The organism is Paenibacillus sp. J31R30 (genome assembly GCF_059692115.1).
The window spans coordinates 836,200-861,220 of record NZ_JCAUAV010000002.1; the positions used below are offsets into that span (position 1 = coordinate 836,200).

Here is a 25,021-nt window from a genome sequence, read left to right on the forward strand (position 1 = left end):
AAATATTGTGGAGAAATTACAAGATGTTCATATGCCAGATTTAGAGCAAACGATAAATTCTAAGCTAAACAGCTCCTATGCGCACTTGTCTGCTACGGAACAAAGAATCGGTGAGTTTGTCATGCAATATCCAGAGAAAGTGATGTATTACTCTGTGACTCAAGTAGCTGATGAGCTAGGCGTTGCACAATCGACGGTTACCCGTTTTTGCAGGTCAATTGGATTAAGAGGCTATCAGGAATTAAAAATAAAATTGGCAAGAGATATGGATAGTGGTATTCGGAATGAAGCCAACGATGGCAAAATGAATCTTCCACAAAGACTTGCTCAAATCAATATCAACAATATCCAAGAAACTTTAAAAATTATTGATCTTGAGGAATTGCAAAAAGCAATCGTAAAAATGATGCAGGCTCACAAAATAATTATTTATGGTTTAGGTGAATCAGGCCCCATTGCTGAACTTCTTAAGATGAAGTTAATAGGGTTAGGCTTATCGGTGGATGCCCATATGGATGTCCATTTGCAATTAATTAGTGCAGCTCATCTAACTAGTGATGATGTGGCAATAGGCATATCCCAAATGGGAAGCACGAAAGATGTTGTTCTTGCTTTGAAAAAGGCGAGATCCAGCGGAGCATTAACCATTTGCATTACTGGGCATGGCCGTTCTCCAATAACAGATGTTTCTGATATTCGCCTAGTTTGCTTCGGTAAAGGAATTTCGGTACATGAGAATGATTTAAAAAGTAAGGCTTCCATTTTATTCTTAATTGAATTGATTGCCATTAGCATTTCCTTATACATGTCCGAAAAAGGCAATAGCTTGGAGCCCTCGAAAACGACTGAATCCATTTTAGATAAACTGTATTGATACTTGGAGGGAAGCACATTGATTGAACAATTGAAAGGTCGTCTAATCGTTTCGTGTCAAGCATGGATAGACACCCCGTTTTATGGACCTCATTATATGAGAGCTATGGCGGAAAGTGCTCAAATGGCAGGGGCAGGAGGGATTCGGGCAAACAGCCCAGAAGATATACGTGAAATTAAAAAAACGGTAAAGCTGCCCATGATCGGCATACATAAGCTGCCTGATAAGCGAGGCATTAAAATTATTACGCCTGATTATGAAAGTGCTAGAGCATTAGTTGAAGCGGGTTCTGACATCATCGCGATTGACGCAACGAATCAAGGTCGACCCGATGAGAGTGAACTGGAGCGACTGATTCAAGAGATAAAAACGAAATTGAAAGTACCTGTTATGGCAGACATTTCTAATGAAGAGGAAGCTATTCGCGCTGAAAGGTTTGGAGCAGACCTTGTGGGTACAACCATGTCTGGTTACACTTCCTATACAGAGAAGACAGACGGACCTAATTTAGCGTTAATTGAAACCTTGACAAGTAAGGTTCGCGTTCCGATTGTTGGAGAGGGCAGATTTTCACAACCGTATGAAGTGAAAGAAGCCTTGAATCAAGGTGCACACTGTGTAGTGATCGGAACTGCAATAACAGCACCATGGGAAATAGCAGCTAGGTTTGTGCGCGCGATCCAATAATGTTGGAGATGATGCTTGATGATGTTTCTTGGTATAGATGGAGGGCAAACCTCAACAAAAGTGTGCTTTTATGATCTTAATACCCGTGAAATGGTTATTGAAAAGGGTCTCCCTATCGACCACATGGTATCAACAGACGGACAAGAGATGGCTAGAAAAGGAATACAAGAATCGATTCAGACCTTACTAAATAAATTGAACCGTGTCGTTCGCATAGACGTTGCTGTCATAAGCATTAGCGGCTTGCGTGAAGAACATACGGAGCTGATTCAAAGTTGGGTTACTGCTTGCATGGATGTTCGTTCATTTATTATTGTAGGCGATGTCATAGCGAATATAAGCGGTGCTTCTGCTGGAGAAAATGACGGCATTCTCGTCATTGCAGGAGGAGGTAGTATTGCTTATTACGCTCAAAATGCAATCGATTATACAGCTGGTGGATTTGGACATATACTTGGTGACGAAGGAAGCGCTTACAGGATTGGTTTGGATGCTCTACAAGCAAGTATACGCTGTTGGGAAAATAGAGGAGCGTTTACGGTATTGTACCAACAATTATTAGACCATTTTGAGCGAAGCAATTATTGGGATATCAAAACGATGCTGCATGGGGATCAAATCAAACGTAAGGATATTGCCAATTTGGCAGTTATTGTGAACGAGGCGGCCACACAAGGAGATACGGTATCGCAGCATATTTTGCGTAAGGCAGGTGTGGATCTCGGTGAACTCGCTATTTCGGTCATAGAAAGTTTAGAACGAGCTAATATCTCGAGTGTGAATAAGATTTATCCAACCGGAGGGGTATTTAGTTCTGAAGCTTGGATAATTCCAGCTTTTGAACAAACGATTCATAAGAGATTTCCTGCGTATAAGATCACCAAGCCGGTTTATTCACCGCTAATGGGTACCTTGATCATAGCGGCAGAAAGTGTAGGGATGAAACAACAACTACTAGATCAATTGGAGGAATGACATGAATATCGGCGCAAATGTAGTCATCGATACGATTCTAGACATCGTTCAAACATTTAGAAGTACACAGATGGAACCTCTGCAGAAAGCCTCTAAACTCCTTAGTAAAAGCTTGTTAGAAGGTGGCGTGATTCATGTATTTGGTGCAGGACATTCACGTACCTTTGGAATGGAAATGTGCGGTCGTGCAGGCGGATTGGTGCCATTGAATCTAGTAGGGCTTGAAGATATCGCACGAATCGATAATCGAATAGGTATCAACCTTGTAGATTTAGAGCGGGAGCCGAAAACGGCACATGATTTATTGGATTTGCATGATGTTAGAAAGGAAGATTCGATTATCATCGTCTCTAATTCAGGACGTAACGGTGCTCCGAATGAGCTCGCTATAGAAAGTAAGCGTAGAGGTCTCTCCGTTATAGCGGTCACTTCCTTATTACATTCCACGAATTCGGATAGTCGACATCCAAGCGGCAAGAAACTTTATGAAATAGCCGACATTGTTATTGATAACTGCTGCCCCTACGGAGATGTGCTTCTTGAGATTCCCGGAATTAGCGAAAAAACAGGTTCTGCTTCCACGGTAGTTGGGGTTTTTATTGCCCAAGCGCTAACTGTCGAGATTATAGCTGAATATGTACAAGAAGAAAGGATACCACCAGTGTATATCAGTGCAAACGTAGATGGCGGGGATGAGCACAACCGCAAGCTTCAAGAAAAGTATGAGCACCGTAATATTACCTATTAAAAATATGGAGGGCTAAGTCCATGAACGTATTTACTGGTAAAGAAAAGAAATGGGGATCTCTTACACTTGTTGGTTTCATGCTTACTACACTGCTTGCAGGCTGTGGCTCGAAAGTCGAACCTACCAAAGAAGTTGCTGCAACACCAACTCCAGCTGCTCCAGCAGCTGCAACCGCAACACCAGAAGTAAAGAAAGATCCAGTTAAAATCGTGTTCTGGCACTATTTAACGGATCGCAAGGATATATTGATAGAGATGTCGAAGGAGTTCACGGCTCAAACGGGGATTCAAGTCGATATCCAATTATTTGGTGGAGACGGCTTTAAAGAGAAAACCATTGCAGCAGCTCAAACGAATTCACTGCCTGATATTTTAACATTAGCTGGTGGACCTGGTGATCTGGCTAAATTTATCGAAACGAAAAGCGTCATGGAGTTAGGTAAAGAGTCAACAGACATCATAGGTAAATTTCCTGAAAATATTGTAAAAACGTATTCCTATAAAGAAGGTAATACCTATAAAGTGAAAGATTTTGGTACCTATGCGCTTCCGATGGATACGAATAACATGCAGTTTATGTACAATAAAGACTTATTTGCTAAAGCTGGCATTGCCGCGCCTCCGAAAACATGGGCTGAATTCTTGGACGCCGTAGATAAGCTGAATGCAAAAGGCATCGCACCATTTGCCACTGGTATTGGATCATGGGTGGGGACATCCATGACAGAGCCATTCATGTATGCGCTGCTTGGTGAGGAAAAATTAAAAGCAACGAAGCAGGGGTTAGAGCCAATGGTCGGTTCTGCATGGGAAAAAGTACTTGGTATCTATGCCGAATTAGCCAAACATAAAGCGTTCGCACCTGGTATTTCGACCATGGATCTACCTAAAGCAGAAACATTGTTTGCAAATGGGCAAGTTGCGATGATATTCGATGGCTCATGGGCGATCGGTGCTTTCAATCAAACCAATGCTGCATTCAAAAATTATGATGCTTTCTTACCGCCTAAACCAGACGGCGCTGTCGGTGACATTAAAATTCCTGGTGGTGTCGGAGTACCTCTCGTGGTCAGCCAAGGAACGAAGCACAAAGAAGAAACCTTGAAATTCATGAAGTTTCTATTAGCCAAAGAACAGCAGCAGAAGTACTCAGCAAGCAGCTTCAATTTGCCTGCTAACAAAGAAGCGGCAGCTGCTGGCGGTAAACTTCCTGATGCATTAGTCAACTTTGCACAAGGAATGACAAGTGTCTATGATTCACCAATTGCATTTCTAGGCGATACGGAAACAGTCATGCAAAAAGGGATTCAGCTTATTGTTTTGGGGCAATCAACACCAGAGAAAGTTGTGAAGCAAATGGAAGATGCAACGAAAAAAGGTAAGGCTGCAGTTAAATAAATAGGATTGCAGGCAAGGCTTAAGGGAATCGACTTAAGCCTTGCCTATTTAAAAAGTAAGTGGATGCTCACGAAAAGGAGGGTACTATGCACCATGCGTAATCCAATCTCAAACAACAGAGCACCGACGAAATGGGCGAACCTTTTTTACGTGGCTCCTGCAGTTGCTTTGTTTTTATTATTTTCATTATTTCCGCTGTTTCGAACATTTCAGTATAGCTTTACTGATGCTAATGGTGTTAATCCCAACGTTAATTATATCGGCTTTACGAATTACATCAACGCAATCACAGATCCGGTGTGGTGGCATGCGATTGGTAATGGGTTGTTTTTTGCAGGGATGGCGCTTGTCTTCATGAATTCAATTGCTTTGCTCTTATCCGTAGCAGTTCATTCTGGCATTCGAGGCAATAAGATTTATCGCGTACTTTTTTATATCCCGCCTATCCTGTCAGGCATTGTTGTGGGTTATGTGTGGAAATGGATTTATGAACCGACAGGACTTCTGAATAGTCTATTAACTTTCATTGGTCTGGAAAGCTGGACGCATAGCTGGATTGCAGAAACCGGAACAGCCCTTACCGCAGTATCGGTCACTTCCATGTGGCAGGGAGTCGGCGGTTCGTTCATCTTATTTTTAGCTGGATTACAGGGTGTGCCCAAGGATTTGTATGAGGCAGCAGATTTAGATGGCGCGAGCAGATTACAAAAGCTGATACATATTACCATTCCTTCCTTAAGAAGGGTGTATACAATGGTGAATATCCTAACTATTCTTGGCGCGATGGAAATTTTCAACCAAGTCTTTGCCATGACATTAGGAGGTCCGGGCTATACAACGGAAGTGCCCGCTATTCGAATTTATCGGGAAGCCTTTAAAAACTCGAATTTTGGCTTAGCTAGTGCATTTTCGGTGATATTTGGAGCCATGCTATTTGTAATTTCATACACCCAACTCAAACTATCGCAAAGAAAAGAATAATCGATGAGGATCGGAGTGAATGCAATGGAAATCAGAACTGCGCGAACGAATAAACCAAGCGTGGGAGTGAAAATGATCATCCACCTTTTACTTATGGTCTGGTCGGTTATTTCTTTATTTCCGATCATCTGGATGCTATCAACGTCATTGAAAGAAAAGAATGAAATCTATACGAATGCAAGCCTCATTCCGCGAAATGCTTTGAACTTTAAAAATTATATTGAAGCTTGGAATTATGGCGGATTTAAACTATACGTTCTAAATAGCTTGTTTTATACAACTGTTGTGGTAGTTGGTGTTGTTCTCATTGCTTCATTAGCAGCCTATGCGATAGCTAGACTGGAAATGGTCGCGAAGAAACCGATTTATTTCGTTTTTATGGGGACGATGATGATTCCTGTTCCAGGTGCCTTTATTTCCTTATTTATTGTCGTAAGTAATCTGGGACTTGCGAATACGCGACTAGGATATATGTTGCCTCTAATCGCGATAAGCTTGCCGATATCGATATTTATTCTCAAATCTTTCTTTGATGAATTGCCTAAAGAAATTGAAGAATCGGCCATTATCGATGGGGCTAGAAGCTTTCAAATTTATTATAAAATTATGATTCCGCTTGCCCGGCCAGCCATTGCGACCATTGTCATCCTGAATATGCTTTCCGTCTGGAATGAGTTTTTACTTGCGTTGGTTATGTTCTCCAACAATAAATTAATGCCTATTCAAATGGGGTTATCGGTGTTCGTGGGACAATATACCACACAATATGAACTGCTTATGGCAGCAATGGCCATTATGGTCATACCCGTTATACTTGTTTATGTATTGATGCAAAAGCAGTTTATTCAAGGGATTACATCAGGAGCAATCAAAGGATAAATAAGGTAAATTATCGAAGATGAGGGGGGATTTTTTATGAGAAAAGTCATACTTCTGTTTGCGCTCGCCTTTTTTGGGGTTGTGGGATGGTCGGCTGTTTGTAAGGCTGAGGTCAATTATTCAGAAATCATAGAGATTGAATCCAATTGGATTGCTTCCTTACAGGAGCCTTCTGGAGCGATTGTCATGACTCGGGATAAAACATTCCAGTATCAAGGCGTGGAATCCTACAAGGTGGAACCGTACTTTGCTAATTTGTCAGTTATCGGAATGCTGGATCATGCTACGGATGCTAATTTGAAGGTTAGTCAAAAATGGATCGAGTGGTATTTCAATCATTTGAATTCACCGGATTATAATGGGCTGAACGGTACGATTTATGTGTATTACGTTGATAAAGCTACAAGAAAACAATATACAAGCTCAAACTACTATGATTCTACGGATTCTTATGCGGGTACTTTCCTTACGTTATTGGAGAAATACATGCGTGAAGGCGGAGATAAAAAAGTACTTACAACGAACAAAGCAAAAATTAAACAAATTGCAGATGCCATGCTGGCAACGATGGATGTGAATGGGCTAACGCTGGCAAAGCCGGACTATGCGATTAAATATTTGATGGATAACTCTGAAGTCTATGAAGGGCTGCGAAGTGCGGCATGGCTTACGAGACATATATTAAATGATGAGACTTTGGCACAAGCTTATGAAGCTAAGCAACTTGCTAACTTCAATGGAGTGGGGACACTCTGGGATCGTGTTGCGAACAATTATAAGGCTTACGAGGGTGCAGGTACGACAAATTGGAATATTTTTTATCCAGATGCAACGGCGCAAATGTTTCCGATCTGGAATGGCATTCTCTCTCCGTCAAGCCAAAGAGCCTTAGATATTTATGCGGGATTAAATCAATATCACCCTGGTTGGCCGTATTTGATTAAATCGGATGATTTCCCTTGGAGTATCCTTGCTTATACAGCCGCATTAATGGGAGATAAGGATAGAGTCGATACGTTCTTGCAGAAGATTAAAACCGACTATATGGATCAAAATCATAAGTGGGTTTGGTATAACATGGAGGCTGGATTCACGATTCGAGCTGCGAAGACGATGCGGGATCAAACCAATCTGGCTCTAAACAAACCCGTAAGTGATTCAGGGAATCTCAAGAAATTCTCACCTTCCCCTGTGAATGATGGTCATTTAACGACAAGTTGGAAGGGATCTAAGAAACCGGACGCTCTGATCATAGATTTAGGGAGTGCTCAATTAATTAACCATGTGGCATTGAATTGGGGGTCAACTTTTGTAGATCAATACAAGATCTTGGTTTCATTGAATACCAATGCATTCTCTACTGTGTATGAAACGGCTGACGGAGATGGGAAGACAGACGATATTCGCTTTGCAGATGTGCAGGCGAGATATGTAAAAATTGAATTGGCCCATTCTGAAGACAAAACTGCGCTGAATGAAGTGGAAATTTATCATGAGATCTACCAGGCGCCGCCTAATCCCAAACTTAATTTAGCCTTGAACAAAACGGCGACAGCATCATCTGACATTGAAAACGCATCTAAGTCCATTGATGGAAATGCCGCAACAAGATGGTCGAGCAACGCAGCCGACAATGAATGGTATAAGCTTGATCTCGGAGAAATCAAAGCCGTCAATAAAGTTACCATAGATTGGGAAGCAGCTTATGACAAGGCATATACCGTAGAAACATCCACAGATAATGTGAATTTCAGCGTGGCTTATACAACGACAGCGGGAGATGGCGGTACGGACGTGCTTCGATTTGCCACAAGAGAGGCTAGGTACATCAGAGTTTTATGTACGACTCGAGCCACACCTTATGGCAGCTCATTTTGGGAGATTGGCGTATATAACGACACCTCTAATCCTTCAAATTTAGCAAATTTGGCTTTGATGAAAAACACAACAGCTTCATCGCAAGCAGAATTCAGCAATCGGTCTGTAGATGGGGATTTAAGCAGTCGCTGGAGTAGTGATCCGCAGGATCATCAATGGTATCAAATCGATCTTGGCTCTGTCCAAAGCATGAATCAAGTAAAGATCGACTGGGAGAATGCGTATGATTCTGCCTATGCCATAGAAGTTTCAAAGGATGGTAACACATATACATCGGTGTATTCGACACTAACGGGGACGGGCGGATCCAATATCATTGTGTTTCCTTTAATCGATGCGAGGTATGTGAGGATATTATGTACAACGCGTGCAACACCATATGGCAGTTCGTTTTGGGAAGCTAGTGTTTATAAGGATGTATCCAATCTCTTTGTCTCGCCAAATTTAGCTTTAAATAAATCAGCTACTGCATCTACAAACTCAGAAATTGCCTATCGATCTATTGATGGAGATCCGAATAGCCGATGGGGAAGTGACGCTATGGACGATCAGTGGTTCAGAATTGATTTAGGTTCCGAGCAAACGATGAATCGAGTCACGCTAGACTGGGAAGTAGCTTACGCTTCCGGTTATGCGATTCAAGTATCGGCAGATGATGTGAATTACAGCACTGTTTATTCAACAACTACGGGGGATGGTGGCACGGACACAGTCACTTTCGATGCAATCCACGCAAGATATGTGAAAATATTATGTACGACACGCGGAACACCGTGGGGAAGTTCTTTCTGGGAGATTGGCGTCTTTAACGATAATTAATAGTTTGCAATAATCATGAATTAAGGGAGAGTGTTCTTTGATGTTTAAAAAGACAATCGCTTTTTTAATGGTATTGCTTCTTAGTGTTAGCACATCTTCCATCTCCTTTGCGTATGTAGATTATTCAGGTGTAATTGAAAGTGAATCCAATTGGATCGCAGGATTGCAGCAGCCATCGGGGGCTATTGTGGTTTCCAAAACGAATACATTTCCGTGGCCACCGCCATCTGGGGCAGCGAGTTATAAAATTGAGCCTTATTTTGCGAACCTGGCTGTCATTGGAATGCTGGAGAATCCTTCAGCGGCTAATATTCTTGTAGCGAAAAACTGGATTAATTGGTATTTTAACCATTTGAACCAACCTGATTATAACGGAATCAATGGCTCGGTCTACGTCTATTACGCAAATGCGAGTACTGGGGTGGAAACTTCGTCTGGAGGTTATGATTCTACAGATTCCTATGGGACAACATTTGCAACGATGTTGAAGAAATATGTTGAGGTAAGCGGAGATAGTACATTACTTATCAACAATAAAGCTAAGATTGAAATGGCTGTGGATGGTTCTATAGCGACTCTCCAAGCGGATGGTTTGACTTATTCAAAGCCAGACTATCAAATTAAGTATTTAATGGATAATGTCGAGGTAAATGAAGGCTTAGCTAGTATGGCATGGCTGGAAAATAACGTATTGGGGGATTCAACGAAAGGGACTTACTATTCAGGGAAGAAAAGTCTAAATACAACCGGAATCGAATCCTTATGGAATACCGGAAATAATAATTATAACAGTTCAGCGGGTCAGCCTTCGAACTGGGGTGTGTTCTATGCAGATGCAACAGCGCAGGTTTTTCCGATTTGGACGGGGGTTATTCTGCCAACCAGTGCACGAGCGATCAGTCTATATGGCAGCTTGAACAGTAATTACCCAGGATGGCCTAGTTTAAGTACACCGGATGCATTCCCATGGGCAATTTTGGCTTATTCTGGTAGTTTAATGGCAGACTCTACACGTGTGAATACCTTTCTTAACAACATAAAGGAATCTTATATTACGACGGGGCATCAGTGGCCTTACTACAACATGGAAGCTGGATTTTCCATTCGGGCTGCCAAAAAAATCAGAGATAAAGATAATTTAGCGCTCTCACAAACAATAACAGCTTCTTCGAGCTCAGGCACTGCGTCCAATGTAAATAACGGAAATTTAAATGATAGCTGGACAGGAGCTACCACAAACAATGAATGGATTCAAGCTAATCTTGGAACAAGTAAGGCGATGAATCGTATGGTGATCAAATGGGGGAATACCTACGCAACGCAGTATAAGATCCAAGTTTCAGACGACGGAACCACGTACACGGATGCCTATACGGAAACAGCGGGCAATGGCGGAACGGATGATATCTCTTTTACAGCCGTGACAAAAAAATATGTAAAGTTACTATTCACCGCAAAAAGCGGAGCTAGCGGCGTAAATATGAAAGAGTTTGAATTATATAATGCGGCTGCCGAAACACCCATCAATCTCGCATTAAATCGTACAGCAACCGCCTCCAGCTTTCCAGCTGATGTGCAAAAGTCCGTGGATGGCAACTTAGGTACACGTTGGGGAAGTGCATCCTTGAACAATGAATGGTATCAAGTAGATCTGGGAGCTGCAAAGACCATTGATAAGGTTGTTGTCAATTGGGAAGCAGCCTACGACACGGCATATACCATTCAAACCTCAACGGATAATGTCAATTTCACATCTCAGTTTACAACAACTACTGGTGATGGAGGCATTGACACCATAACGTTTTCCCCGACGAGTGCTAGATATGTGAAGATCCTATTAACTACACGAGCAACACCATATGGAAGCTCTTTCTGGGAATTGGAAGTTTACAACACGGGTGGTGGGAGTGGTACACCTCCAGCAACACCACTTACAGATAATCTTACGGATTGGTCTAATACGTATTCACACAGCGCAAATATGATCTTAGACGCTACGAGTCCAGAGTATTTTGAAGGGGATACTTCACGGGCTTCGCGGAATAATACCGGAACTGGAACGATTGTTTATAACAAAGCAGGTCTTACATCGTTCAGTGCAAAAATATACGAATTTGGTGCAGACTTGACCAAGATCAAGTTTTATTCATCACCGGATGGTTCAACATGGACGTTAATTAGCTCAACGCACGATACGTTGGTTGCCACTCAAAGTAATTGGTATAGAACGAATTTCACGAATACTGGAACGATTCCTGTCGGTACGAATTATTTAAAGGTTGAGTTAACAAGTACATTTGCTCCATATGATACAGAGCTTTCACAGATTACGATCAATTAAGGGGATTATTGTACCTACCGATTTGAGAACGAGGAACGATAGCTCAATAAACATGAAGAAACGGCAGCCTGCATAAGGACTGCCGTTTTCTCAATTAAAGGGCAGGATTGTTGAGAATCAGCGTAGAATTACTTCTTATATATTTGGCTAACGTTGAGAAGTACTATAACCAATATATAACCATTCGATAATGGAAATTGGCGGTGGTAAGATAAAATTATGTATTCGCCTATTATGACCACCAAATTTTATATCCCCCCGCCGCGACCGAAAGTGGTTCTCCGCCGGCGATTGACCGAAAGGCTGAGTAAGGGCCTTCATCGCAAATTGACACTTATCTCTGCACCTGCGGGCTATGGCAAAACTACATTAGTTTGTGAATGGCTCGCAGACTGCGAACGGCCTGCGGCATGGCTCTCGCTCGAAGATGGGGACAATGAACTTCACCGTTTTTTAACCTGTATAATCTCCTCTCTACAGACAGTTTCGGAGAATATAGGACAAGGTGTACTTGCTGTGCTTCAATCTCCTCAACCGGTGCCGACCGAGTCGATTCTGACAGCTCTTCTTAATGAAATCGCGGTCATTCCAGCTCCTTTCTTACTCGTACTTGACGATTATCACTCGGCGAGTTCTAAACCGGTCGACGATGCTGTGTCCTTCCTGCTTGACCATCTTCCCACGCAGATGCACGTTGTCATGACGACCCGCGAGGATCCGCGTATTCCGCTGGCTCGATTGCGGGTTCGTGACCAATTGACCGAGTTACGCGCAGCCGACTTGAGATTTACTCTAAAGGAAGCAAAAGGATTTCTGAACAAAGTAATGGACCTAAACCTGTCCATGGATAAAATAGCTGCGTTGGAAGCACGCACAGAAGGCTGGGTTGCGGGCCTGCACTTGGCTGCGATCTCCATACAGGGAGATCACGGTGATGATCAATTCATTCAGTCTTTCACCGGAAGCCATCATTTCGTACTGGATTATCTAGTGGAAGAAGTCCTGCAACGGCAACCCGAAGCAATACAGACCTTTTTACTGCGCACATCGATTCTCGACAGCCTGTGCGGTTCTCTTTGCGATGAAGTTATGCTCGACCCCGCGATTTCCGGTAATGAAACCTTAATCTATCTTGAACGCAAAAACTTGTTCGTTATTCCCTTGGACAATGAACGACGTTGGTTTCGTTATCACCATTTGTTTGCCGATTTACTCCGCAGACGGCTGCAGGAAAGTCTGGACGGGAGCAATATCGCGGAATTGCATAAACGAGCAAGTGTCTGGTATGAAGATAATAACCTCGAGATAGAAGCGTTTCGCCATGGCGTGGAATCCCGTGACATCGAGCGCGCCGCACGACTGCTTGAAGGCGAAGGGATGCCGCTGCATCTTCGGGGGGCTGCGGGCATTGCATTGAACTGGTTAGAGTCCTTGCCTGCCGTGGAACTAGACGCTAGACCCGCGTTATGGGTGATGTATGGTTCAGCTCTACTGATCGCGGGCAAGCCGACGGGTGTTGAACATAAACTTCGAGCGGCAGAGGCTGCTCTGCAAGGCGTGGAACAGGACGTCAGCATCAGGAACCTGATCGGACTGATTGCTGCGACCCGGGCTACATTGGCATCGTTGATGATGGCCGGTAATCCTGATGCTGTCGATCTAAAATTACAGGTAGCCGAAGCGGCCATGCAAAGCACGGAGCCCGAAGACAAGACCGATGAAATTGTCGGACTCATTGCCCCTGCAAGAGATACTTGGATTGGCGGAAAATACGAAATAGACAACGTTGTTGCCCAGTCACGCCGTGCATTGGAGTATCTGCATCCAGATAATCTCCCTGTTCGGACGGCAGCCGCTTGGATGCTGGGTGTCGCGTGCCAACGGCTAGGAGACCATGCCGGAGCTCGTGATGCCTATAACGAAACCATCTCGAACAGCCAAACGATGGGACATCAACTGATGGCTATCATGGCCATTATCGGACTAGGTCAAATACAGGAAGCGGAAAATCAGCCCGATTTGGCTGCGCAAAGTTACCAAAGGGCTCAGCGGCTGGCCGGCGATCTGCCGCTTCCGGCACTCCGTGAAGCGCAACTCGGTCTGGAGCGTGTACGCTTGGTCCTGGAACACGGAATGAAGGAACGCCTGTTCGAGCCGCTCAGCCAACGTGAAATCGAGGTGCTTGGGCTCATCGCCAAAGGACTCTCGAACCGGGAGATTGGCGAGAAACTCTTCTTGGCCTTAGACACGGTCAAGGGGCACAATCGCAGGATTTTCGAGAAACTGCAAGTGCAAAGACGCACAGAAGCGATCGCCCGTGCCAGTGAGCTGAATTTATTCCCGAACACCCATAAACCACACTAAAGTGTCTACAGATCCCACTCCTCATCAAGGTATACTGCTAATAAAAGAACCTAGAGGAGATAAACATGAAAAAGATTGCAAGATTGGTAGGGGCATTGTTTCTGGTGGCGACGGGTGCATTCATGATAGGCAACGGGTTTCTGGATCCTGTTCTACATCGGCCGGATTTTCTCGCCGGTCTGTATCCTGATCGAACAAACGTGGTTGTTGGATTATTTTTGGAGTTCATAAACGCTGTAGCGGTTGTTGGGATTGCCATGCTTCTTTACCCCATTTTAAAGAAGTATAACGAAGCGTTTGCGCTGGGGTACTTTGGTTCTCGGATCATCGAATCTTCTTTGCTCATCATAAGTTTAATCGGTCCACTTGTACTCATCGTGCTGAGCAAAGATTTCATTGCCGCAGGAACTTCCGGTGATTCTTACTTTCAAACACTAGGAAATTTAGCGGTAGAAGCTCATTTTATGTTCTTTGAGATGGCCATGACCGTGCTGAGCTTGGGCAGCTTGTTATTTTGTTATATCCTCTATCGATCGAAGTTGGTTCCACGATTTTTGTCCGTCATCGGTTTTATCGGCTATGTGGCATTGTTGGCAAGCAGCTGTCTGGCGATCGCCGGCCAAGCTATTGGACCCGTTCTGTATATTCCAGGAGCGGTATTCGAAATCATTTTTCCCGTTTGGCTTATGGTTAGGGGATTTAATTTTCGAGGTTCTGTCTAACCTAAGCTTCCCATAGTGAGCATTTACAAAATCTTATTATCTAGTTAACGTTGGCATAACAAATTCTTAATAATATAAAGATTAAATAAAGGCGTGGTCAATGCGAAGAATTGTTCGGGGGACGATCACTTGAACGCTTCTAGCCGTGCCGACGGGTTGTGAACTTCGGTGAAGTATAGCTCAATAAAAGCCGGCCGTGGGCCGGCTTTTTTACTGTCATATAATCAAGTTTTATCCACTCTGCTTAACAATAATAAAAGGGGATCGACACATGGCACTTAGAAATATGACACGGCGTCTTCTCATTCCTTTTCAGATGAGTATGAGATACAAGCTTATGATTTTGATGGTGATTATCGCTGTCCTGCCTTTGACCTTAGTTTCGATTTTTGCTGCAAAGACCACCAAGCAATCACTAAGTCTGGAGATTATACGCTCGAACGAGTCAAGAATGGATTGGGCTGGTAAATATTTTGATGAAAAAATTAGTCTGCTGCATTCGGTGGTGTATTCCCTTCTCATGGATCAGAACCTGTTTCCGATGAACAGAGGTGAGACTATGAACGATGGGAACGGTCTAGATGCAGGGAAACTATATATTGATGAAAAGCTAAGATCTCTGTATGTTGCCAACAATAATAGTATAGTTCGGATCTCTCTTTATCTGAATGATAGCCAGCGCATGTATATCGTCGATAAAGATGCCGTTCGATCAACGGATTTATTGGATACTCCCGTGGGGGATTGGAGAGATTTAGCCAAGGAACATCAAACGGTAAATAAGATTGTGGGATCTGCACACAATTATTTTACATTGGTACGAAGCATGAATCGGTTTGAAGACCATAAGATTCTCGGCGGAGTGTCCATGGAAGTAAGATGGAGGTTCATGGATAATGTCATGGGTATGATTCATTCGGAACCCAACAGTATTGTGCATATTTTGGATGCTCAAGGAAAGATCATGTACAATCCGTACCCGCAGCAAACGACGATTGACCAAGAAATGCTGGAAAAGGTGATTCATAGTCCAATGGAACCTGGCTTTATCGAATCCAAGCAAGGAATTCTGTTTTATCAGCCAGTTGCATCGGCCGAGTTATGGATCGTGAAATTTATCCCGATCAGCTATGTAAACCAAGGCGCTTCTACAACGCTAAGTTTTAGTTTTTATACAGCTATGGTCTCTATTCTTCTAGCTATTATCCTTTCTGTTGTAATTGCTTATTTCACCACGAAACCGATTATTCGACTGACGAGGTCGATGAAAGCCGTGGAGCACCAAAATTTCAACGTGGGTGTCGATAAGATACGAAGCGATGAGATCGGTACACTTGAGAGACGGTTTAATTCCATGCTTCAAAAAATTAAAGAACTGATTCAAATTGAGTATAAAAGTAAAATTGAGAAAAGGACTGCACAACTGAAAGCAATGCAGGCACAGATTAATCCTCATTTTCTGTATAATGCGCTACAATCCATTGGTGGGGTTGCCCTCTCTCGAAATGCGCCTGAAATTTATGAGCATGTCAGAGCCCTTAGCGAGTTATTTCGTTATACGATCAAAATGAAATCAGATCTCGTTACAGTTGCTGACGAAATAGAGCATGTTACTAACTACTTGCAAATTCAAAAATTGCGCTTTCAGGACATGATTCATATTCAAATTGACATCGAAGATGACTGCGGAATTTACGAGCTTCCCAAATTTATACTCCAGCCCATTGTCGAGAATTGTTTCGTCCATGGTTTGGAAGGCAAGATGGAACAATGGATGGTAACCATCAGAGTGGAAAAGATGATGGATGAAATTGAGATAAGTATTGAAGATAACGGTCTAGGCATTGATGAGGAGCGTTTAGAGGAAATCCGGCGACAGTTAAGCGATGGCGGTGAGGATCAAGGATTTGGGGAAAGTATGGGAATGAACAATGTGAATTCGCGGATTAAGCTTATTTTCGGTCAAGAATACGGTATGTTTGTCACAAGCTCGAAAGGCGTCGGAACGACTGTCAAAGTTGTTATTCCGGCAATCATCAAAGGAGAGGAGCCTTTACAATGAAAGCTGTCATTATTGATGATGAGTTCTGGGTCCGCAATAGCATCCGGCATTTGGCTGATTGGGAGCGTCTAGGCATCAATCAGATTGAGGAAGCAGAGGATGGGCTTAGCGGCCTCAATATCATAGCGCAGATACACCCTGAAATTGTCATTACGGACATGAAAATGCGAGGCATGGACGGAGCTCATCTTCTGCAAAAAATAAGTGAAGACTATCCGTTTATCCGCAAAATTGTAATTAGCGGATTTGATGATTTCACGTATACGAAACAGGCTATTTTATCCAAAGTAGATGAATACCTGATAAAGCCAATCAATCAGGAAGAGCTGAATCGTGCTTTGGAGAAAGCAGTTCGAGAGTTGGGCGTAACAAGGGGAATCCATGCTGCCAAGCCACTGGATAAGCAGTTATTGAAAATCATCACCGAGGCGAAGCACAACGTCACCAGAAATTTTCATGAGATGAACACCGAGGCGGTCAAGAAGAGCTTTAAGCGGTTGGAGCAAACTTTGAGCGATCAAGAGATCCTGCAGCCTGGCTTGAATAACTCGCTTTACAAGCAATTCATGTTGATTTTGGAGGAGCAATTTGCCCTTTCAGGAAGCGAATTAACGTCTGAAGCTCAAGCGAGCGCCAGTCATTTTTTTGTTTCGGATGATACGCCAGTGTCCGAGTGGATCGATGTGTTGTCCTCCACATATGTTGGGAGCTTGGAAGAATTAATTTACCAAAGGAAAAATAAAACGCGGATCAATATCGACGAGATTCGGAAGTATCTTGAACTTTCCTATGCGGAGCAAGTGAGTCTTGGAAGCATTGCAAGTAAATTCTTTGTCAGCAAGGAGCATCTATCCCGTACCTTTAAACAAGAAGTCGGTGTTACCGTAATGGATTACTTAATTACCAAAAGGATCGAAAAAGCTTACCAGCTTCTTCAGGACTCTTCCGTATCTATCAAGAGCGCAGCAGAAGCAGTCGGCTATTCAGATCTTACTTATTTCCACCGTATATTCAAAAAAATGACAGGAATGACACCTTCTCAGATTAGACAGGATGATTAGCGAGCAAAAGTCAGTCCAATGATATCAATATTGTCCAGTCAGAGATGCATTTTCTGTCCAATGAATGGTGGCGCTTTCTCAAGTATACTAGGACTCGTAAGCGTTATCATTATAAGGGGAGGCTAAAAAATGAAGAAAGCACTTGCAATGATTGTTGCTATGATGATGCTAGGAACCACAGTAGCTTGTTCAGAAACTTCAACCGCTGGAAAAAGCAGCAACACGTCGAAAAGCGAGGTTGCGCCTAAAAAAGTGGAATTGAAGGTATTTCTTGGCGGCTTGGACCGTTTTCGTGATCAATTCGAGAAGTACTTCGCTGAATTTGCTAAGAAAGAGAAGAAGGAAAAAAATATCGAGGTTACGATCAACACTGAGTATCCAGGCTCTGATAATTCAACTCAAATTTTGAAAACTCGTTTAGCAACTGGCGACGTACCTGATATATTCAGCCTTCATGCCGTGAACGACATTCCTGACTACTACAAAGCGGGATATTTGGAAGATTTAACGAAACAACCGCTTTCCGGTAAGCTCATTGATGGCATCAAGACACTCGTGACTATCGACAATAAAGTAGTAGCGGTTCCTATGGAAAGCTTGGCATGGGGTTATCTCTACAACAAAAAAATCTTCAAGGATCTAGGTATTAAACCGCCGTCCACTTTGACAGAAATGAAGACAGTTGTACAAACATTAAATGACAAAAAAATCAAGCCGTTTTTGCTCAGCTACAAAGAAAGCTGGATTCCTCAGTTATTCTTGCCGCTAACGGTTGGTGGATTAGGCAATTCAAGCCATAAGGATTTTGTTGATAAAATGAATAAAAATCAAGGAAGCTTTGCAGAAGTGAAAGATATGTTCGGTATCATCGATCTTGTTAACAGCAACGGAACAGATCGTGTATTTGAAGTAGGCAACGATGACGGAGCTGCTGATTTTGCTGCCGGCAAAGCAGCTATGTGGGTACAAGGACCATGGGATGCGAACAGCATTTTGAAAGCTAACGATAAGTTCGAATTTGGGGTTGCTCCTCTTCCTATCAATGATGATCCTAAATCAACACAAATCAATGTTTCCGTGTCAACTTCCTTGGCGATGGCTGCCCAAGGCAAGAATAAAGAAGTTTCCGCAGATCTGCTGAATTTCATTTTGGATGATCAGGCGTCTAACGATCTGTACCAAGGATTGAAATTCAATCCAGTGTCCAAAAACCACTCTTTTAAACCTTATCCTTGGGTTGAGGACGCTGCAGTTTATGTGAACAAGGGACAGTCCTATAAAGATCCTCAGATTCCAGCGGCAGTGAAGGATGAATCAGGCAAAGCGCTTCAAGCCTATTTTAACAAGAAAATGTCTGCAGATGATGTAATCAAGGATCTGGATAAAACCTGGAAAGATGCAAATGCCATAGCAAATAAAAAATAAAAAATGGAAGACATATTGTGCTCTGCCCTGGTCTTTGAAAGATCAGGGTAGGGCACGAGATTTTTCAAAGGAGTGAGCCCACGTGCTGAAACGCCTTGCCAAAGAACATACATCATTGATCTTGTTCGTGCTGCCCGCTTTTATCATGTATGTAATATTTCTTGTTATTCCGATGCTCCAAGGCTCTTATTACAGCTTTACGAACTGGGATGGCTTGAATAAACATTACAGCTTCGTTGGGATACAGAATTTTATTGAAGCTATTCGCGTTGATACGAATTTTCGAACATCGATTCTATTCACAGCTAAGTATGTTTTGTTTGCTGTCGTTTTTCAGAACGCCACCGCATTGCTGCTTGCCGTATTGATTGAATCTCAAAGCAAAGGGAAAGGGTGGCTTCGAACCATCTTTTTCATGCCTAGCATGCTAAGTATTATCATAAGTACATTCATGTGGGTATTCGTATTTACCAAGGTAATGCCGGCATTGTCCAAGTATGCCGTCTTAAAATTTCTCAACATTTCTTGGCTGGGTGACCCGAACATTTCGTTCTTTACAATCATGCTGGTTTCCATTTGGGGCGGTATAGGAACTTTAATGATTATTTATATGTCTGCCATTCAAGGCATTCCAAAGCATCTCAAGGAAGCGGCTATTATTGATGGCGCCAAGCCTCTTCATATGCTGCGTTACATTACTTTGCCTTTGATTGCACATGCACTCACGATCTGTATTTTTTTAACCTTGAACCACTCGTTTAAAGTATACGATCTTATCTATGCTTTAACAGGCGGAGGTCCTGCCCGGGCAACTCAAGTTATCTCTATGAATATTTTGGAAGAGGCTTATCAGCGCAATTTCAGATATGGTTATGCCAGCGCCAAAGCGATTATTCTCTTCCTGATCATACTTGTTATTACGCTTGTTCAAGTTTCCGTAATGAAGAAGCGGGAGGTGGAGGCATGAACAAGCGACAGTATTCAGGGCTGTCTCTATTGGTATTGGTCATAATAGCGATTTTTTTCCTTTTCCCGATTTACATGGCCATATTGAATTCCTTTAAAACACAAGGAGAAATGTACAGCTCCGTTCTAGGCTTCCCTGTCAAGCTTCACATTGAAAACTATGTGCAAGCCTTTAACAAGGCGAACATGCTGAAGAGCGGTTGGAATACGATTGTTGTAACCGTAACAGGCATTGTTATCATCGTTTTATGCAGCTCTTTGGCGGGATACAAGCTTTCTCGAACGTCGGGGAAACTGAGCAACGTGATTTTCATGCTTTTCGTATCCTCCATGCTGATTCCTTTTCAGACCATCATGATTACTTTAACTAAGATGGCAAAATCGCTTGGGCTTCAGGGTTCGCCATTTGGTTTGGGCATTGTTTGTGCCGGATTGGGCGTCAGCATGGCAGTGTTTCTTTACCACGGTTTTGTGAAAGGCATTCCACGAGAATTAGATGAGTCCGCGAAAATGGACGGATGCGGCGAGTTTAAAACCTTTTTCATGATCATTTTACCACTGCTGCTTCCGATTACATTTACTATTGGTATTTTAAATCTGTTATGGTTGTGGAACGATTTCCTACTGCCAGTACTGATGCTCAACGATTTTCGCCAATATACGTTAGTCTTGACAATTAATATGTTTTTCGGCAAATATAGTCGGGAGTGGTCGTTGATTCTGGCTTCACTGATTTTATCATCGATTCCGATTGTCGTGATTTTCGCCATCTTCCAACGATGGATTATCCAGGGGATTACGGATGGAGCCGTAAAAGGCTAATAGCATTACACGAAGGAAAGAATTGATATAATTAAGTTAGAAGGTGCACCTACGAAGTCCGGAAAATGGTAGAGCTGGCCACAGAGAAAGGCGCAACGACGATCAGCTTGACAAGTCCGCCAAACAGGAAGAAGTGTTCCGCAGCGCCGCAATGTCCTCGCGGATGGCACAGCACCACTTTTGTAAGCAGCATGCAAATTAAAAAACAGTGAGTTAGCATGATTGGATAGCCACCCTTGAGGTGGCTTATTTAATTTTATTTGCTAAAATTGGATAAAAATGAACGATTAAGCAAAGCATAGGACGTCAAATGAATGGCGTGTATTTCTTTTCTAAGAGATACACGTCTATTTGCTATGAGTGCGACTGGAAACATCGTACACAAAGAATTTTAAGAATAGAGGGGAGAGATCTTTATCAACCATATAAAATACAAATAAGACTATTTATCTGCTATGATAATGACAATAATGGAAGGTAAACTGGAATGATTCCCCTCGGGTAATGAGGTATTAACGGCGCCTTTCCATGTATCTCAAGGAGATGACTGCAAATGATAAGCGTATTAGTCGCAGACGATGAAGAGATTATTCGCGATGGAATTGTTCAAAATATTAATTGGGACGCTCACGGATTTAAGGTCATTGGAGAAGCAGTAGATGGTCAAGATGCGCTCGAACTGTGCAGCTATCAAATGCCGGACATCATTATTACGGATATTCGAATGAAAAGAATGGATGGATTGGAATTCCTACATAAACTGCGCAAAATGAGTTCCTATACAGAAATAATAATCCTAAGCGGTTTTGAAGAATTTGAGTATGCCAAGAAAGCGATTGATTTGAATGTATATAAGTATTTGTTAAAACCCGTAAGTTCGAATGAACTTACAGAGATACTTCTGGAAATAAAGCAGAAAATCGAAAGTCGTATGATAAGTTTAAGGGACCAAAAGGACTTGAAAAAAACATTAAAAGCGAGTATGCCCGCAATTAGAGAACATTTTCTCGTTGATTTATTTCAGGGTCGGTTACGTCTAGATGAAATCGCTTCCAAATTAGAGACCATCGGTTTGTCGTTCCATCAACGGTTTTTCTCGAGTGTAATTATCGAGTTGGACAATTATATGGAGTTGCAGCAGGGATATAGTGACCTTGATTTGGAGCTGTTTTTCTTCTCAATAGGGAACATTTTAGAGGAGACGTTTGAATCCAAGGGGATCACGTTGTCAGCTAGGAACGAAGGTCCTCGCATGTGCGCTCTTCTAGCTGCGGATATTTCGGACGAGTTGGAAAAGGTACAGCAATTGCTCCTTTTTCAAAGGCATGTTCAGCAATATTTACGTATGACCATCAGCATTAGCGTAGGAAATTCATATCCGTTGCTTCAACAGGTTAAGGAGTCTTATATTGAAGCGGAGAAGGCGGCGGAATATAAATTGACCAAGGGGAAAGAAAGCCTCATCCATATCTCTGATTTGAAAGAAGCGGACACTTCGGCCTACTCTTTACCAAATTTCGAAAAAAGCTTGATTGAAGCATTTAAGGACGGGAAAATTTCGGAGATGCAAAAAATATCACAAGAGATTTTTCAGCATGTACAAAATCACAATGTATCGAGATCTGTTCTGGCGGTTTCGATTTTCGCATTAGTGAATCAAATTAACCGTCATGTTGGCACGATTGATGAAGAGGCGCTGCTGCGCTTGCAAAACGAGTTGAAATTATTCTTTATTAGTTTTCAAGAATATACCTCCATTCGGGAAATTGAAACCTGGTTCAACTCCTATATGGAAAATGCACTTTCCCTTATTCATCAGAGAAAAAACTTCAGGAGAAGTCACATCGTGAATCAGGCGAAGCAATACTTGGAAAGTAACTTTAAGAATGAAGAGCTCTCACTCGAAGAAATATCCAGCTTGCTTTCCTTGACTCCGAGCTATTTAAGTAAGCTATTTAAGGAAGAAACAGGGCAGGGTTACGCCGAATACCTGACGTACTTGCGAATAGAAGAGGCTAAACGCTTACTTAAAAACTCTTTGCTTAAGGCCTATGAGGTTGCTCATCAAGTGGGTTACAGCAATTCTCACTACTTTAGTATGAATTTCAAAAAAGTGGTGGGGTTGTCCCCTATTGATTATCGAAATACTGTTGTCCATTAACTAAGGATGAAAAGTAGGGGGTGAACGTTTGAAAGGGGCCCGGATTCGCACGCGTCTGATGATTTATTTTATCCTTGCCATATTTCTATCCAATGTCTTTATTAGTTATTATGCCATTCATAATTTTTCTAAATTTTCGTCTAATCAAACTCAACAATACACAACAAATATGATGAAATCGATCGATGTAAATTTAGAGAATCTCTTTGGGCGCTTAGAAGATATCTCAAGAAGCATTCTTGGCAACAATAATGTTCAAGATATTCTAGCCAAAGGGGAAACGAAAAATGATTATGAATTCGCTGAAGATAAAACGAAACTCATTCGAATATTAACAACGAGTTATACGGTGAATTCGAACATCAAGAATATAACCTTGCTTTCAGAGTCGAGAAATTTGTACGTGGTTGGCGTTAATCCGCCTATAAAAAATTTGGATATCCAGTCTATGCAAAATACCACCATGTATAAAAAGATTAAGGAGTCACAAGGAAATACGGTAATTTACGTCGGAGAAGACAGTATTGCCGATGAGACAGAGCCGAAGAAACTTCATATTTTTGTGGCTAGAAAAATTTTGAGTACGATTGAGACAAATCGAACCATTGGATATATTTTCATTGAAATTGATGAAACGAGTATTCGGAAAATGTATGATTCTATTTTTCAAAATCAACAAGGTTCGTTTTACATCGTTGATGATGCCAATGAGATCGTATCGATGAAGGAAGACAACGATCATCCTGTTACTATTTCGCACATACATGAATTTATTGCTAGAGAAATCTCTTCTCAATCGACGGCGTTACGAAAATGGGACGATCGAGCATATGTCCTTAACTTGTACAAGTCACCCCGGACAGGCTGGACTTTACTAAGCGTTTTACCTCAGTCCACCGTATTTTTAGAGTGGGTAAGTTTAAGAAATACCACGTTGGTAATTTCAATTAGCAGCATTCTCATTGCTGTTCTGGTCTCTTTGCTATTCTCCAATAGTATTACACGTCCTATTAAGCAGCTCTATATAGCGATGAAGAAATTCGGGTTAGGAAGTACGGATACCCATGTTGAAATCGTGCATATGGACGAAATTGGGGAGCTAACGAATCTATTTAATCGCATGACCCTGCAAATCAGGGAATCTATCGATAAAATTAATTATGAGCAACGTATTCAGAAGGAGACACAATTAAAATTCCTTCAGTATCAAATCAATCCGCATTTCTTTTATAATGCGTTAGACACGGTAAACTGGTTAGCACAGTCTGCCAAACAACCACAAATAGAAACGATCATAACATCACTTAGTCGATTGTTTCGAATTAGTCTAAGCAAAGGTGCAGAGGAAATTGAGGTTAGAAAAGAAATCGAGCATGTTGAAAGTTATCTAAAAATCCAAAAGATACGATTAGGGGATTGGTTTCAGTACGAAATTGACATAGATCCAGACGTGCTCGATTTGAAAATACTGAAAATCATATTGCAACCCTTAGCTGAAAATGCGATTCATCATGGTTTAAAAGATAATATGGACGAAGCTTGGATTCGTATTTCCGGTTATTTGAGGGATGATTTTTTTATCTTAGACGTTGAGGACAACGGTTGTGGGATGAAAGAGGAAGAGATGAAGGCATTAAATTTGTATGTCATTCGTGAAATGAATCTGAATGAAGAGCGTTACGCTTTTGGACTTCATAATATTATGGACCGATTACGTATTAGGTATGGAGCTTTATCTAGTCTGCGTCTTGCGCATACAGAAAGCGGTGGGATCAGAGCGACAATTCGTATTCCCATGAGTCAATTGAGAAATAGTTAAATAAAGAACCTTTGTCGATGAGCTCATCTGGCAAAGGTTC

General features: G+C 42.2%; 19 protein-coding genes. 18 read left to right on the top strand and 1 reads right to left on the bottom strand.

Annotation, left to right across the window (positions count from 1 at the left end; all coding sequences use genetic code 11):
- Nucleotides 1–7 precede the first annotated feature (7 nt).
- The 16 genes from AC58QO_RS09610 (at nt 8) to AC58QO_RS09685 (ending at nt 21,001) form a co-directional block, all read left to right on the top strand.
- Nucleotides 8–874: a MurR/RpiR family transcriptional regulator gene (locus AC58QO_RS09610; RefSeq protein WP_497265068.1), complete on the top strand. Its 867-nt coding sequence runs from the start codon at nt 8–10 to the stop codon at nt 872–874.
- A gap of 18 nt (nt 875–892) precedes the next feature.
- A complete protein-coding gene (locus AC58QO_RS09615; RefSeq protein ID WP_497265070.1) occupies nt 893–1,561 on the top strand; it encodes an N-acetylmannosamine-6-phosphate 2-epimerase in 669 nt (222 codons plus the stop codon).
- Between the two features lie 18 nt (nt 1,562–1,579).
- Nucleotides 1,580–2,536, top strand: coding sequence for a BadF/BadG/BcrA/BcrD ATPase family protein (locus AC58QO_RS09620; RefSeq protein ID WP_497265466.1), 957 nt, complete (start codon nt 1,580–1,582; stop codon nt 2,534–2,536).
- Nucleotide 2,537: 1 nt separating this feature from the next.
- Nucleotides 2,538–3,284, top strand: a complete 747-nt coding sequence (locus AC58QO_RS09625; RefSeq protein WP_497265071.1) for a sugar isomerase domain-containing protein — start codon at nt 2,538–2,540, stop codon at nt 3,282–3,284.
- 20 nt (nt 3,285–3,304) lie between these two features.
- Nucleotides 3,305–4,681, top strand: a complete 1,377-nt coding sequence (locus AC58QO_RS09630; protein WP_497265072.1) for an ABC transporter substrate-binding protein — start codon at nt 3,305–3,307, stop codon at nt 4,679–4,681.
- A 93-nt stretch (nt 4,682–4,774) separates the two neighbouring features.
- Complete coding sequence (locus AC58QO_RS09635; protein WP_497265073.1) at nt 4,775–5,662, top strand: carbohydrate ABC transporter permease; 888 nt, start codon at nt 4,775–4,777, stop codon at nt 5,660–5,662.
- 24 nt (nt 5,663–5,686) lie between these two features.
- Nucleotides 5,687–6,541, top strand: coding sequence for a carbohydrate ABC transporter permease (locus tag AC58QO_RS09640; protein WP_497265074.1), 855 nt, complete (start codon nt 5,687–5,689; stop codon nt 6,539–6,541).
- Between the two features lie 36 nt (nt 6,542–6,577).
- A complete protein-coding gene (locus AC58QO_RS09645) occupies nt 6,578–9,238 on the top strand; it encodes a discoidin domain-containing protein (RefSeq protein WP_497265075.1) in 2,661 nt (886 codons plus the stop codon).
- A 40-nt stretch (nt 9,239–9,278) separates the two neighbouring features.
- Complete coding sequence (locus AC58QO_RS09650) at nt 9,279–11,579, top strand: discoidin domain-containing protein (RefSeq protein WP_497265076.1); 2,301 nt, start codon at nt 9,279–9,281, stop codon at nt 11,577–11,579.
- A 219-nt stretch (nt 11,580–11,798) separates the two neighbouring features.
- On the top strand, nt 11,799–13,943 hold the full coding sequence (locus tag AC58QO_RS09655) for a helix-turn-helix transcriptional regulator (protein WP_497265077.1): 2,145 nt from the start codon (nt 11,799–11,801) through the stop codon (nt 13,941–13,943).
- A gap of 65 nt (nt 13,944–14,008) precedes the next feature.
- Entirely contained in the window at nt 14,009–14,665 is a 657-nt protein-coding gene (locus AC58QO_RS09660; RefSeq protein ID WP_497265078.1) for a DUF4386 domain-containing protein, read from the top strand.
- A gap of 271 nt (nt 14,666–14,936) precedes the next feature.
- Complete coding sequence (locus AC58QO_RS09665; RefSeq protein ID WP_497265079.1) at nt 14,937–16,727, top strand: sensor histidine kinase; 1,791 nt, start codon at nt 14,937–14,939, stop codon at nt 16,725–16,727.
- Complete coding sequence (locus AC58QO_RS09670; protein WP_497265080.1) at nt 16,724–17,788, top strand: response regulator transcription factor; 1,065 nt, start codon at nt 16,724–16,726, stop codon at nt 17,786–17,788. Before AC58QO_RS09665 ends, AC58QO_RS09670 begins: the two co-directional genes overlap by 4 nt.
- A gap of 129 nt (nt 17,789–17,917) precedes the next feature.
- Nucleotides 17,918–19,213, top strand: a complete 1,296-nt coding sequence (locus AC58QO_RS09675; RefSeq protein ID WP_497265081.1) for an ABC transporter substrate-binding protein — start codon at nt 17,918–17,920, stop codon at nt 19,211–19,213.
- A gap of 145 nt (nt 19,214–19,358) precedes the next feature.
- Nucleotides 19,359–20,180 (top strand): carbohydrate ABC transporter permease, encoded by an 822-nt coding sequence (locus tag AC58QO_RS09680; protein WP_497265468.1) that lies wholly within the window; start codon nt 19,359–19,361, stop codon nt 20,178–20,180.
- Entirely contained in the window at nt 20,177–21,001 is an 825-nt protein-coding gene (locus tag AC58QO_RS09685) for a carbohydrate ABC transporter permease (protein WP_497265082.1), read from the top strand. The genes AC58QO_RS09680 and AC58QO_RS09685 overlap by 4 nt, the downstream gene beginning before the upstream one ends.
- 49 nt (nt 21,002–21,050) lie before the next feature.
- On the opposite strand, the gene AC58QO_RS09690 is transcribed toward AC58QO_RS09685, so the two are convergent.
- Entirely contained in the window at nt 21,051–21,221 is a 171-nt protein-coding gene (locus AC58QO_RS09690) for a hypothetical protein (RefSeq protein ID WP_497265083.1), read from the bottom strand.
- Between the two features lie 333 nt (nt 21,222–21,554).
- Between AC58QO_RS09690 and AC58QO_RS09695 the strand changes: the two genes are divergently transcribed.
- A complete protein-coding gene (locus AC58QO_RS09695; RefSeq protein WP_497265084.1) occupies nt 21,555–23,162 on the top strand; it encodes a response regulator in 1,608 nt (535 codons plus the stop codon).
- A gap of 28 nt (nt 23,163–23,190) precedes the next feature.
- Nucleotides 23,191–24,981, top strand: a complete 1,791-nt coding sequence (locus tag AC58QO_RS09700) for a sensor histidine kinase (protein ID WP_497265085.1) — start codon at nt 23,191–23,193, stop codon at nt 24,979–24,981.
- Nucleotides 24,982–25,021: the final 40 nt, after the last annotated feature.